Annotated in this window: 15 protein-coding genes and 1 tRNA gene; 12 read left to right on the top strand and 4 right to left on the bottom strand. The window is 57.8% G+C overall.

Annotated elements, in window-relative coordinates:
* Positions 1-68 precede the first annotated feature (68 nt).
* A complete protein-coding gene (locus tag GOW40_RS20690; protein WP_171133731.1) occupies positions 69-518 on the top strand; it encodes a terminase large subunit domain-containing protein in 450 nt (149 codons plus the stop codon).
* Between the two features lie 108 nt (positions 519-626).
* Here the strand turns inward: GOW40_RS20690 and GOW40_RS20695 are convergent.
* The 4 genes from GOW40_RS20695 to GOW40_RS20710 form a co-directional block, all read right to left on the bottom strand.
* A tRNA-Arg gene (locus tag GOW40_RS20695) sits at positions 627-703 on the bottom strand.
* A 64-nt stretch (positions 704-767) separates the two neighbouring features.
* Entirely contained in the window at positions 768-2,150 is a 1,383-nt protein-coding gene (locus GOW40_RS20700) for a HAMP domain-containing sensor histidine kinase (RefSeq protein ID WP_171133732.1), read from the bottom strand.
* An 18-nt stretch (positions 2,151-2,168) separates the two neighbouring features.
* Positions 2,169-3,587: an NAD(P)/FAD-dependent oxidoreductase gene (locus tag GOW40_RS20705; protein WP_171133733.1), complete on the bottom strand. Its 1,419-nt coding sequence runs from the start codon at positions 3,585-3,587 to the stop codon at positions 2,169-2,171.
* 3 nt (positions 3,588-3,590) lie between these two features.
* On the bottom strand, positions 3,591-4,322 hold the full coding sequence (locus GOW40_RS20710) for a TVP38/TMEM64 family protein (protein ID WP_171133734.1): 732 nt from the start codon (positions 4,320-4,322) through the stop codon (positions 3,591-3,593).
* 294 nt (positions 4,323-4,616) lie between these two features.
* Between GOW40_RS20710 and rpmH the strand changes: the two genes are divergently transcribed.
* The 11 genes from rpmH to GOW40_RS20760 all read left to right on the top strand — a co-directional run bounded on the left by rpmH (position 4,617) and on the right by GOW40_RS20760 (position 12,811).
* The gene (rpmH, locus tag GOW40_RS20715) at positions 4,617-4,751 is read left to right on the top strand and encodes a 50S ribosomal protein L34 (RefSeq protein ID WP_005980833.1); all 135 of its coding nucleotides are present in this window, start codon (positions 4,617-4,619) and stop codon (positions 4,749-4,751) included.
* Between the two features lie 25 nt (positions 4,752-4,776).
* A complete protein-coding gene (rnpA, locus tag GOW40_RS20720; protein WP_171133735.1) occupies positions 4,777-5,202 on the top strand; it encodes a ribonuclease P protein component in 426 nt (141 codons plus the stop codon).
* Complete coding sequence (yidD, locus tag GOW40_RS20725; RefSeq protein ID WP_171102914.1) at positions 5,199-5,426, top strand: membrane protein insertion efficiency factor YidD; 228 nt, start codon at positions 5,199-5,201, stop codon at positions 5,424-5,426. Before rnpA ends, yidD begins: the two co-directional genes overlap by 4 nt.
* A gap of 44 nt (positions 5,427-5,470) precedes the next feature.
* Entirely contained in the window at positions 5,471-6,364 is an 894-nt protein-coding gene (gene ttcA, locus GOW40_RS20730) for a tRNA 2-thiocytidine(32) synthetase TtcA (RefSeq protein ID WP_171133736.1), read from the top strand.
* Positions 6,365-6,484: 120 nt separating this feature from the next.
* Complete coding sequence (locus GOW40_RS22490) at positions 6,485-6,982, top strand: diguanylate cyclase domain-containing protein (RefSeq protein WP_371731878.1); 498 nt, start codon at positions 6,485-6,487, stop codon at positions 6,980-6,982.
* 14 nt (positions 6,983-6,996) lie between these two features.
* Positions 6,997-7,974: an EAL domain-containing protein gene (locus tag GOW40_RS22495; RefSeq protein WP_371731879.1), complete on the top strand. Its 978-nt coding sequence runs from the start codon at positions 6,997-6,999 to the stop codon at positions 7,972-7,974.
* Between the two features lie 123 nt (positions 7,975-8,097).
* Positions 8,098-9,921, top strand: a complete 1,824-nt coding sequence (yidC, locus tag GOW40_RS20740) for a membrane protein insertase YidC (RefSeq protein ID WP_171133737.1) — start codon at positions 8,098-8,100, stop codon at positions 9,919-9,921.
* 133 nt (positions 9,922-10,054) lie between these two features.
* Complete coding sequence (gene yihA, locus GOW40_RS20745; protein ID WP_171133738.1) at positions 10,055-10,708, top strand: ribosome biogenesis GTP-binding protein YihA/YsxC; 654 nt, start codon at positions 10,055-10,057, stop codon at positions 10,706-10,708.
* Between the two features lie 58 nt (positions 10,709-10,766).
* Positions 10,767-11,630, top strand: a complete 864-nt coding sequence (gene argB, locus GOW40_RS20750; RefSeq protein WP_171133739.1) for an acetylglutamate kinase — start codon at positions 10,767-10,769, stop codon at positions 11,628-11,630.
* An 18-nt stretch (positions 11,631-11,648) separates the two neighbouring features.
* A complete protein-coding gene (locus GOW40_RS20755; protein ID WP_171133740.1) occupies positions 11,649-12,317 on the top strand; it encodes a ferredoxin in 669 nt (222 codons plus the stop codon).
* On the top strand, positions 12,314-12,811 hold the full coding sequence (locus tag GOW40_RS20760) for a histidine phosphatase family protein (RefSeq protein ID WP_171231145.1): 498 nt from the start codon (positions 12,314-12,316) through the stop codon (positions 12,809-12,811). The genes GOW40_RS20755 and GOW40_RS20760 overlap by 4 nt, the downstream gene beginning before the upstream one ends.
* Positions 12,812-12,843 lie beyond the last annotated feature (32 nt).

Below are 12,843 nucleotides of genomic sequence, written 5' to 3' on the forward strand. Positions count from 1 at the left end.
GGGCATCCTGTGGCATCAACTGGACTTGCTAGGGTGGCAGTTGATGTCACTGGAAGGCCAGCTTTCAAGTGCGCGAGTCGCTCTGGGTTCTGGGCAAGGGCAGCGGCAAATCTGTAAGCGTCGGTGCCTTTGCTCTGGGCTATGTCATGTTGTCCAGCATCCTGCGTATCAACACGCGCGGACAGGTTGTCATAATGGCCGCGAATATCGAAGGCGCAAAGATCGTGTTCAACCACGTCTTAGAGGCCATTCTTGCGGATGATGAGTTGCGCCCCCTATTCCGTAGTAACGCCCAGTCCAAGAGCCTGACGCACATCACAAGCGGTATCGTCATTCAGATTATCTCGTGCAGCATGCGTAACGCAGTGGGCCGCCGTCCTGTGTTACTGATCTTGGATGAGTTGCACGAAATGGCGCAACTGAGTGACGCAATCCTCGACCGCTGTTTGGCAGAAGGAGACAACGACCCAATGTTTGGTCGTACGAGTTGGGCGATGAAAAAAGCAGTGCTGGGCTGATAGTGGCCAAGCGAATCTTACGGGATGAAATGAAGCGCCGCGACTGACACCAGACTGACACAGCCCTGTTTTCCAGTTGCCAGATTTCCACCAAGTGATTGATTTAAATGGCGGACCGAGGAGGATTCGAACCCCCGACCCCTTGATTCGTAGTCAAGTACTCTATCCAGCTGAGCTATCGGTCCGCGTTGGTGAGGCGCTATGTAGACCCGGGATTTGATACGTGCAAGTCGATTCTTCAAAAATTGCTCAAAAAGTCCCGTCGCTCTTTGGAAGCTTGATTTCGAAGGTGGTTCCCTCAGGCCCCGTCTGTTTCAGGAACAGCTCTCCGCCGTGACCGCGCACAAGTTCCTGCGAGATCGCAAGACCGAGACCTGAGCCGCCCTTGCGCACGCTGCCCTGGAATGCCGTAAACAGGTTTTCCTGTGCTTTGGGGGGCAGCCCCGGACCTGTATCACTGATTTCGATGCACCAGCAATTATCGGTCTCAACGGCGCTGATGGTAACTGTGCCTGGCTTGTTCGAAGCAACCAACGCCTGACGGGCATTGCGGACCAGGTTCAAGATCACGCGGTATAGCTGTTCGGGATCAGCACGGACCACCAGATCGCCCGGCACTTGGCTCTCGATCTCAACCTCGGTACCGTCGATGGCCATTTGTTCACTGGCAACCACATCTCCGGTGATAGTTTGCAACTCGATCATGGTCAGGGTTGGTGCCGGTTCTTCGGCACGACCAAAGGCGAGCGTGCTTTCGCACAAGGACACGGCGCGAGTGATCGAGTTGACCAACTTGGGCGCCAGGCGCGCCACCAGCGGATCGTCGCTAGATTCTATTCGGTCAGTAAAGAGTTGCGCGGATGTCAGGATATTGCGCAGATCGTGGCTGACCTTGGCCACTGCCCCACCCAGCTGAGCCAGGCGCTCGCGCTGTTTCAGGGCCTGTGTCAGATCCGTTTGCAAGGTCTTCAGCGCCTCTTCGGCTTCGCGCAGTTCAGACACTTTCGAGTTGGGAGAAATGATGCCTCGGGCATCTTCGGGCGCGCTGGCATAGCGCTGCATATACCCGACCACCCCTTTGATGGGTCGTACAAGAAGGATGCGAACGGCGAGAAATAACAATGAGGCGGTGATAATCGAGATGACAAAGGACAGCCCCAAAATGCGCAACCCGTAATCTGTCATCGCCATCCGCAGCGGATCGGTTTCCATCGTCACTTCGATCAGCAGACCGGCATCTTTCACGGGTGCACCGATGACGCGAATGACTTCGTTGCCCGGGGTGAACAGTCGGCTTGTCGCGTCGCGGATCAATACCCAGGGGCTGGCATCGCGCAGGTCATAGGTGTTGGCAACCTGATCCGGGATTGGCGACGACAGCATCAGTTGCCGCACCTCGTCCCGGCGGAGCACGACGTTGAAGACGCCCGCGTTCGCCAGCAGTTCCGCTTCGAGGTCATCGGCCAGCATGTCATCGGCCAGCAACGCCAGCGAGGCGATTTGGGCCCGTTCCAGCCGGTTAAGCAAAAAGTCTTCGCGGAATCGCGCAATTGAAGGCACGAAGATCATGATCTCGGCCAACATGACGAAGACCGTAGTCAGTATCAGGAAGCGGCCGGACAGCGAGTTCATTTGCGCTCCTTCATTGGGTCACGGTATCCAGCGCTGGACGAACCTAACCACGCGTTTTACCGTCTCATTTTCGAACAGCCTCGGCGAGAAATAGGCACCCGCTACGCGTTTGTTAAGCTCGCCTATCGTCGGATAAGGCGAAACCATCGCCGCAACCTGCCCCATTTTCAGGCGGTTCGCCAAGGCCAAAGACCACAGATTGATCAATTCACCAGCCTGATGCCCAACGATCGTCGCGCCAACCGGACGACCTTTGACAACCATGACCTTGATGAACCCGGTAGTCTTTCGCTCAGCGATGGCCCGATCGTTGTGGTGATAGTCAAACCGGGCAATCTCGACCGCATCCCCATGCGTTTCGCGCGCCTGAGCTTCGGTCAGTCCGACTTGCGCCAGTTCAGGGTCCGTATAGGTGGCCCAAGGAATATGTGCGGTTTTCGCCTTGGATGGCATACCGAACAGAGCGGATCGGATGATAATCCCCGCATGATACCCTGCGACGTGCGTGAATTGCAGGCCTCCGGCCACGTCACCAATCGCATAGACCTTGCGATTGGTCGTGCGGAGCGCATCGTCTACCTTGAGTCCGGTACGTGTGGTTTCGATTCCAGCGGCCTCGAGGTTCAAGCGGTCGGAATTCGACTTGCGACCAACCGCCAGCAACAAATGCGAACCCGCATAGATCTGGCCGTTCTCAGTAACAACTTCCACCGCCCCAGCTTGGCCACGGATCTGCGCCACCATCTGGTTTTCTTCAATAGCCACGCCTTCGCTGCGCAACGCGTCCAGCACTATGGCGGCGGCCTCGGGGTCATCCTTGCCCAGCGCCTTTTGGCCCTCGATGACAGTAACTTTGCAGCCAAGTCGAATATGGGCCTGCGCCATCTCCATACCGATGGGGCCGCCGCCGATGATCAACAGATGCTCGGGCTTTTCGCGCAGCTCAAAAATGTCCTCGTTGGTATAGAACGGCACCTGGTCCAAGCCGGGCATGGGCGGCACCAGAGGAGAAGATCCGGTGGCAATCACAATGCGGCGCGCGGTGATACGTGTATCACCGGCCTCGACCTGTGTCGGGGAGACAAAGCTGCCATATTCGCGGATCACCTTAACGCCGAACCCTTCGAACCGTTCCTGGCTGTCCATAGGCTCGATCTGAGAAATCACGTCATGCACATGGTCCTTCGCCGCGGCATAGTCGATCTGAGGCGTCACACTGGCGATTCCCAAAGGAGCCGAATGTGCCTGCCCATAGGCTGCTTTGGCGCTGGCGATCAGAGCTTTAGACGGGACGCAGCCAAAGTTAAGGCAATCGCCACCCATCTTGTGACCTTCAAGCAGGACAACATCCGCGCCCATCTGGCTGGCACCGGCGGCAACAGACAGCCCTCCTGACCCGGCTCCGATCACCAGGATATCTGTTTTCAAATCTTTCATGGATCAGACGTCCTTTTGTCGGCGCAGATATTTGATGGCGATCGGCAAAGCAGCCAATACACACAAACCGATAATCGGACCAATCACAAACGGTTCCCAGAGAAGCGACAATTCAGGCGTATCTCCGCGGTCGAAGACACCGCCAAGCCCTACGCCGATCCAAGTATAGACGATTCCACCGGGGATGATGCCCAGCGCAGTGGTGATCAGGAAATTGCGGAACTTCACTCCGACAAGGGCCGGGACCAGATTGGCGACAAAGAACGGTACGACCGGGACGAGGCGCAGCAGGAACAGAACCGAGACTTCGTTCTCGCGCAGACCGTCTTTCAGCTTGCCGACGGTCCCTTCGGATGTCTCCAGCTTGGCGGTCAACGTCTCTCCCAGCCCCCAACGCGCCGCCAAGAATATCGCGGAGGCACCGATAGTGGCCGCTACAACGTTGAACACTGTGCCGAACATCAGGCCGAACAGGAACCCCCCGGTCATGGATGCAACGGCTGCCCCGGGCAGAGAAAAGGCGACGATCACGATGTAGATGCCCACAAAGGCTGCAGCCATGGCCCAGTAATTCGCGTCGCGCCACGCCAACAGCGCCTCGCGATTGTCGCGCAGGGTCTCAAACGACAGGTAATCGCCTAGGGTAAAGAACCCCGCCAAGGCGACCGCCAGGATCACCAATAATGGAATATGACGTCCAATCCCGCTGCGGGTTGGCTGAGTAGTTTCGCTCATCTAACAGTCCACAATGTCTGCTTCATCTTGCACCCAAGATGAGTTACATCATGCCGGTACAACAGGTCCCTCACGTTGCCTTGATGATTATCGCACAGAATGTGAGGGTTTCGGGTCTCAAAGCGGGATTTTGAAATCTTTTTTCTGTTTCGGTTACAGAATTGTTGCAAAACGGGCGAATTCGGCGGCCATAGGGTTTGACTTACCCTGCGCTTGTCAGTAGAGGACGGGCTTCGAACACCACGGGCAGGCGAATCCGCGCCGCACCCGACCGCATAGATTGGAGACGGAGCGATGAAACGCACCTATCAGCCTTCGAACCTGGTTCGCAAACGCCGCCACGGTTTCCGCGCGCGCATGGCCACCAAGGCCGGCCGCAAGATCCTGAACGCGCGCCGCGCTCGTGGCCGCAAGTCGCTGAGCGCGTAAACCGCTCACTTCACAGGTTATGAACATGACGCCGCCGGAGGCCCCTGAGGATGGTACGAACCAGCCCGGGGATACGCCCCTGGCGGCGTCCGTTTGCGCGGCTGAAACATTGACCGTTCTGAAAAATCGCTCTGATTTTCTGAAAGCTGCGCGGGCAAAACGACAAGGCACCTCTTCGATGATGGTGCAGGCGCGCAAACGCGCGTCAGACGAAGCCAAAGGCATTCGCGTAGGTTTCACCTGTTCCAAGAAGGTCGGCAATGCCGTTGCCCGTAACCGCGCCAAACGTCGTCTGCGCGAGGCGGCTCGGGCCGTTTTACCTGTCCACGGCAAAGACGGCTGGGATTATGTTTTGATCGGTCGTGCTCAGGTCACCGCCGCGCGCCCATTCGAGGCTTTGCAGGACGACCTGCGCTACGCCTTGCGCAAGCTGCATGGGGGCGGCCAGTGACGCTGTTTGCACGCCTTCTGGCTCTGCCCATTCATGCCTATCGCCTGATCTTCAGCCCCTGGGTCGGCTTTAATTGCCGCTATCAGCCCACGTGCTCTGCCTACGCGTTGGAGGCGTTGGAAAAGCATGGTGCCATCAAGGGCGCATGGCTGGCTGCGCGCCGCATCGGTCGTTGCCACCCTTGGGGTGGGGACGGGTATGATCCTGTTCCCAAAGACGACTAACCCCTGCCCTTGCCCGGTGCGTCCATCTGCGATAGGCCCAGCCCATGTTTGACAACGCTGACGATATCCATCCACTCTTCGCGGGCGCGCCCTCGACCACCGAGTTCAAGAAACTGCGCAAACGCATTGTGCGCCAGACGCGCGAGGCGATCGAGCAGTACGGGATGATAAAACCGTCCGCGCATGACAAAGACGCCAAACCGCCGAAATGGCTGGTTTGTCTATCGGGTGGGAAAGACAGCTACACCCTGTTGGCGGTGCTCTACGAGTTGAAGTGGCGCGGTTTGCTGCCGGTGGACCTGTTGGCCTGCAATCTGGATCAGGGACAGCCCGGCTTTCCGGCGACGGTTCTGCCTGACTTCCTTCAACGCATGCAGGTGCCACACCGGATCGAGTATCAAGACACGTATTCCTTGGTTGTCGACAAAGTCCCGCAAGGCCGAACCTATTGCGCGCTGTGTTCGCGCCTGCGTCGCGGCAACCTGTACAGGATTGCCCGCGAAGAAGGATGTACCGCCGTTGTCCTGGGGCATCATCGCGATGACATCCTCGAGACCTTTTTCATGAACCTGTTTCACGGAGGTCGGCTGGCCACGATGCCGCCCAAACTGGTGAATGAGGAAGGCGATCTGTTTGTTTTCCGCCCACTCGCGCATGTGGCCGAGGCTGATTGCGAAAAATTTGCCAAAGCGATGAATTACCCGATCATCCCATGTGACCTGTGTGGCAGCCAGGACGGGTTGCAGCGCCAACAAGTCAAACAGATTCTCGATCAGTGGGAAAAGAATAGCCCCGGTCGCCGTCAAGTTATGTTCCGAGCGTTAACAAATGCCCGGCCCTCACATCTGTTAGACCCAAAACTGTTCGATTTCGAAAACCTTTCGTTAAAGTCCGAAGAAAACGACGAAAATTCAGAAGAAATTCCGCGCCTGCGTTAACGACTGACTCAGATTGGCTTTCTAACTACAGTTTGTGCGATCCCGCAAAAGACGAAGGCCGAGAGAAGAATGCCGAAACGAGCTCCTGTTGAACGTCTAGTTGAAACGCTGTGCGCTGTTATGACAGGGCCACCTGCGCTGGCCTTTGTTCCGGCGATCTGCCTGGCAGCTTTCTGGCTTGGCGGTGAAATGGCGCTGCTACTGGTCGCATTGGGGGCTCCTTGCGTTTTTGTTGCGTTTGGGTCTTTGAAAGAACACTCCATCACCACGACCGCAAAGGGTGCAAAACCCAGTGGTGCAGTGACGAATGATGTCTTCTTTCAAGAGTTGCAGGCGCTTCACGAAGCAACGCGCAAGACCGGGCATTCGGCGGCGTGCATCGCTGTGGCGCTGGACGGTTACGAGGACATTTTGGATCTACACGGCCAGACAGCGGCAGATTTTGTCTCGCTACAGTTTGGCGACCGCATCCACTCGGTCATTCGCAATCAGGACTTTGTCACGCAGGTACAGCAGAACAAGTTTCTTATCGGGCTGCAGCCTTCGCCCCATCTGGATCTTGAGGCCTGTATCCAGATGTCCGGGCGCATCCAAAGCACATCGAAGAGCCGGTATTGATCAACGGGGCAAGCGTGTATTTGTCATGTTCTATCGGGTTTTGTCTCGACACCACTCTGTTCGACGGCGAAGCAGAGGCATGGGTTGAGGCTGCCAATGCTGCGTTGAGCGAAGCGCAGCGCAACGGGCCTTCGACCATTAGGGCCTATTCTGCAGATACCCGTCGACGCTCTCTGGTGCGGGCCAATCTGCGCAAGGAATTCGAAGCTGCGCTTGACAATGCACAGATCCGCCCGTGGTTTCAACCTCAGGTTTCCACAGAAACCGGTGAAATTTCAGGATTCGAAGCGCTGGCCCGGTGGGAACACCCAGAAAAGGGCATTATGGGTCCGCAAGTATTTCTGCCCTTTGCCGAGCAAGCTGCACTGATGGAGCGGCTGGGGCAAGTCATGCGCCACCATGCCTTTGCAGCCATGCAAACCTGGGCACAGGACGGTTTTGTCATACCCCGCGTCGCTGTAAACTTCTCGTCCGATGAATTGCGCGACCCCGGCCTGGTTGACCGGCTGAAATGGGAACTGGACCAATTCGACCTGACACCCGACAGGCTGGTGGTCGAAGTGCTGGAAACCGTGTTCTCGCGGCGGCCCGATGACGTCATTACACGCAATGTAACCAGTATGGCCAACTTGGGGTGCTGTATCGATCTTGATGACTTTGGCACCGGTCATGCGTCCATCGCATCCATCAAACGCTTTGATGTGTCCCGTATCAAAATTGACCGATCTTTTATCGCCAAGGTAGACCAGGACCCCGGCCAGCAACAATTGGTCAGTGCCATCCTGACCATGGCAGAGCGTTTGCACCTTGAAACACTGGCCGAAGGTGTCGAAACCCCGGGCGAACATGCTCTGATGGCGCAATTGGGCAGTGATCATGTCCAGGGCTTTGGCATCGGCAAACCGATGCCCATCGAAAAGACCATGGATTGGATCAAAAACCATCGGGCGCGCATGAAAGACGCGCCAAAAATCGGACGGAAAACCGGCTGAGCCGGAAAATCCGTCTGACAGATCCAACCTTCCATGCAAATATGGGCCGATTCCACTTGACCTTTGGGGCTGCACTCTGTTGAACCCTCCGGTGTCTTTCACTGCTCAAGGTGGCTGTCCCAGATGGACGAACAGAATAAGAATCTCATCCTCGCAACCGCGCTCAGCTTTCTGGTGATCCTCGTGTGGTTCGTTCTGTTCCCTCCACCGGAACCGGCAACGACGACCGAGCAAACGGAAATCAGCGCCGTTGACGACACCGGGGTTCAAACACCCAGCGCAAGCGACACCGTGGCCGAGGCCACAGCCGCGCCGGAAGAAACCCTGCCGGAAGAGCAAGCCCCCCGCGTCGAAATTGACACGCCGCGTTTGAAAGGCAGCCTTTCGCTGTCCGGTGGACGCATCGATGAGCTGTTTCTGAAAGACTACAAGGTCTCGATCGAAGAGGGCGCACCAATCGTTGAGCTGCTGTCTCCGGTCGGCTCTGACTCGGCCTATTACGCGCTTTACGGCTGGGCCCCGGGCGCGGGTCTGACAGGCACAGATGTACCGGGACCAAACACGCTCTGGACGCTGGAACAGGGCGAAACCCTAGGCGTCGACAGCCCGATAACGCTGGTCTGGGCGAACGGCAGTGGCCTGACCTTCCGCCGCACCATCTCGGTAGACGAAAACTATATGTTCTCGGTCACGCAATCGGTCGAAAACGCCACCGAAGCCGAGGTAGGCATGGCCCCCTACGGCATTCTGGCGCGCCACGGCATTGGCGAAGATGGCGATCTGCCCGGCCTCAAGAACTTCTTCATTCTGCATGAAGGCGTCATGGTCATGGCTGACGGGGTTCTGGATGAGATCGACTATGGTGATGTCCGCGATTTCGACATCGACCCCAATGAGCGCGCGCAGGCCGAAGTTTACCAGGTCAAAGAAGGCGGCTGGGTCGGCTTTACCGATCACTATTGGATGACAACCTTGATCCCGGCCGAAGGCGCCACGTTCAAGGCCGCAGCGAAATACGATTCCCGCCGCAAGATCTATCAAACCGAAACTGTGCTGCCGACGCTGACCGTTGCACCGGGCACCACCGAAGAGGTGACTACACGGTTGTTCGCCGGAGCCAAGGAATGGGACGCTATCCGCGAATACCAGGCTGAAGGCGTGCAGAAATTCATCGACAGCATCGACTGGGGTTGGTTCTACTTCCTGACCAAGCCGATTTTCTGGCTGCTGCACAATATCAACCTGCTGATCGGCAATATGGGCTGGTCGATTATTGGCCTGACCTTGATCATCAAGGCGATCCTGTTCCCGTTGGCGTTCAAATCCTATGTCTCGATGGCGAAGATGAAAGAGCTTCAGCCTCAGATGGAGGCATTGAAGGAGTCCGCTGGCGACGACCGCCAGAAGATGCAGCAGGGCATGATGGAGCTGTATAAGAAGGAAAAGGTGAACCCCGCCGCCGGGTGTCTGCCAATCCTGCTGCAGATCCCGATCTTCTTCTCGCTCTATAAGGTGATCTTTGTCACGATCGAACTGCGCCAGGCCCCGTGGTTTGGCCCGTTCCAAGACCTCAGCGCACCTGACCCAACGTCGATCTTCAACTTCTTCGGCCTGTTGCCCTGGGCCGCGCCCCAGCCCGAAAGCCTGATGGCGCTGGTCTTTATCGGGATCCTGCCGCTTTTGCTGGGGATTTCGATGTGGCTGCAGCAAAAGCTGAACCCGGCGCCAACCGATCCGACTCAGGCGATGATCTTTGCCTGGATGCCTTGGGTCTTCATGTTCATGCTGGGCGGGTTCGCCAGTGGTCTGGTGGTCTACTGGATCGCGAACAACACGATCACATTTACCCAGCAATATTTGATTATGCGCAGCCAGGGTTACAAACCGGATGTGTTCGGCAACATCAAATCCGGGTTCAAGCGAAGCCCGAAAACCGGGGATAAATGAGCAGCACCGCCACCACCTTTAGGCGGCGCGCCGACCATGAGCGTCTCAGAAAGACCCCCGGGCAAACCATGCCCGGGGATCGTGTTTGGGGCACCATGTGTCGTGTTCACGTTTGTGACGGAGTGCACATAGAATGACCCCTCTCCCCTTTCCGCTGGCCGAAGATCCCGACGCTCTTGCGTTGGAGCATGGGCGCAAACTGTTCGCGGGACCGTCGGAATTTGTCAAAGGCGTGGTCGCGATGACCGGTTTGCCCGCTCCGGACAGGTTGGAGGTTTGCTTTGCAGGTCGCTCGAACGTGGGCAAATCCAGTCTGATCAATGCGCTGACGGGCACCAAAGGGCTGGCGCGCGCGTCGAACACGCCGGGCCGCACGCAAGAGATCAACTTTTTCACCCAAGGCCCCGAGCTTTATCTGGTGGACCTTCCCGGCTATGGCTATGCCAACGCGCCTGTGAAGGTGGTTGAGAAGTGGCAGCGGCTGCTAAAGCAGTATCTCAGTGGCCGTCAGACGCTACGCCGTGCCTTTGTTTTGATTGATGCGCGCCATGGGGTGAAACCTGTCGACGACGAGATCATGAAGCTGTTGGACACCAGCGCCGTCACCTTTCAATGCGTGATGACCAAGGCCGACAAGGTTAAGGAAAAGGATCGTGCGAAGGTTCTGGATCAAGTGCGGGCCGCGCTGTCCAAACACCCTGCAGCGTATCCTGAAATCGTTTTGACCTCTTCAGAAAAAGGGGATGGCATCCCCACCCTGCGTTCGATCATCGCACATCTGGAATAGCTTGCCCCTTGGCAGCCCGGCCCAAAGGGCCTAACAGGGAGCGCCAAAGGGACACGCCATGAAGACAAGAGACATGAACCGGGACTGGATCGCTACCGCCGCAACTCTGAACAGCGCATTACCGTATTTGCAGCGCTATGACGACGCCATCGTTGTCATCAAGCTGGGTGGACACGCAATGGGCAGCGATGAAGCGATGGAGAGCTTTGCCCGTGACGTGGTTCTGATGCGCCAGGTCGGCGTGAACCCGGTGGTCGTGCATGGCGGTGGGCCCATGATCAACGCGATGCTGGACCAGTTGAACATCCAGTCCGAGTTCGTGAACGGCAAACGCGTAACAGACAAGGCCACGGTTGAGGTGGTCGAGATGGTTCTATCCGGCCTCGTGAACAAGCGCATCGTGCAAGCGATCAACGATCAAGGTGGCATGGCGGTCGGCTTGTCGGGCAAGGACGCCAATCTGATGATCTGTGATCAGGCGGACCCGTCTTTGGGTTTTGTCGGCGCACCCTCTGAGATGAACCCGAAGGTCCTGCATGACCTGTTCTCGCATGACATGATCCCGGTGATCGCACCTCTGGGTGCAGGTCGCAATGGTGAGACGTTTAACGTCAATGGTGATACCGCGGCGGGGGCAATCGCCTCGGCGCTGAAAGCCGACCGCCTGCTGTTGCTGACAGATGTGTCCGGCGTCAAGAACGCGGGTGGAGAGGTTGTGACCGAGCTGAAAGCGGGTCAGATCCGCGAGATGACCATGGATGGCACCATTGCAGGGGGTATGATCCCCAAGACCGAAACCGCGCTGGATGCGCTGCACAGCGGCGTGCGCGCGGTGGTCATACTGGATGGGCGCGCGCCCAATGCCGTGCTGCTGGAACTGTTTACCGAGCACGGTGCGGGCTCACTGATCCGGCCCGATTGAGCGGACAGCGGAGGAGACATGACCGAGCGCCCCTCTGCCATAACCTATGAGATTGTCGAAGAAACCGCGCATCGGGCAGGCCTGATCGTTATGGGTGCGCTGCACCCGCGTGTGACAGTCGCCAAGCAGCTGGACAGCGGGACCTTGATCCTTTTGGGTGCAGGGCCGGGCTTCTGGCCGGTTCTGAAGGCTGCACCGGAATGGCGAGGCCGTGACCCGGTGGATCAGTGGTCGCTGCGTGTGATTGGTCAGATGGCGCAGCAATTAGGTGCTCAGGCGCATTTTCCCTTTGGTGGTCCCCCCTATGCGCCCTTCATAGATTGGGCTTTGAAATCCGGGCGGACATTCAGCAGCCCGGTCGGGGCTTTGGTGCACGACACGGTTGGCATGATGATCTCATTCCGCGGAGCGCTGCAATTTGCGGACGAGATTGCGATCCCGCCGGCCTCGGCAGGTTCACCCTGTATCGCATGCCCTGCGCCATGTACCCAAGCATGCCCGGTCGGTGCGTTAAATGACCAAAGCTTCTATGATGTCGAGGCCTGCCATGGGCATTTATCCACCCCTGAGGGCCAGACCTGCATGACCGGCGGATGCCTCGCCCGCCTTTCCTGCCCGCTCAGCGCGGGCGCAGAGCGCGATCCAGAACAGTCCGCGCACCACATGCGGGCGTTTCACCCCTCATGAGCCGCGTCCTGATTCTGACACGGCATGCGAAGTCCAGTTGGGACGACCCATCACTGAACGACCATGACCGCCCCTTGAACAAACGCGGGCGAAAATCGGCCCCAGCCATCGGCGCATGGCTGCGCGCGCATGGCTGGCTGCCCGATGAGGTGCTGAGCTCCTCTGCAACCCGTACCCGCGAAACATGGGATCGGATGGGCTTGCAGGCAGACACCAAGCGGTTCATCCGCGCGCTTTACCTGGCTGAACCCGAGGAAATGCTCGCCGAACTGGCGACCGCCAGCGGAGGCACCGTGCTGATGCTGGGCCATAACCCCGGCATTTCAGAATTCGCCAGCCGTATCGTGGCCCAAGCGCCGAGACATCCGAGATTCCACGATTATCCAACCGGTGCCACTAAAGTGATCCGCTTTGCTCTAACCGACTGGACGCAGATCAGTTGGCACAGCGGTACCGTGCTGGATTTCGCCGTCCCACGCGAATTGCTGGAATGAAAAAAGGCGGGGCCAAACCCCGCCTTTTCTCT

It is taken from the genome of Ruegeria sp. HKCCA6707, from assembly GCF_013033515.1.
GTDB lineage: Bacteria > Pseudomonadota > Alphaproteobacteria > Rhodobacterales > Rhodobacteraceae > Ruegeria.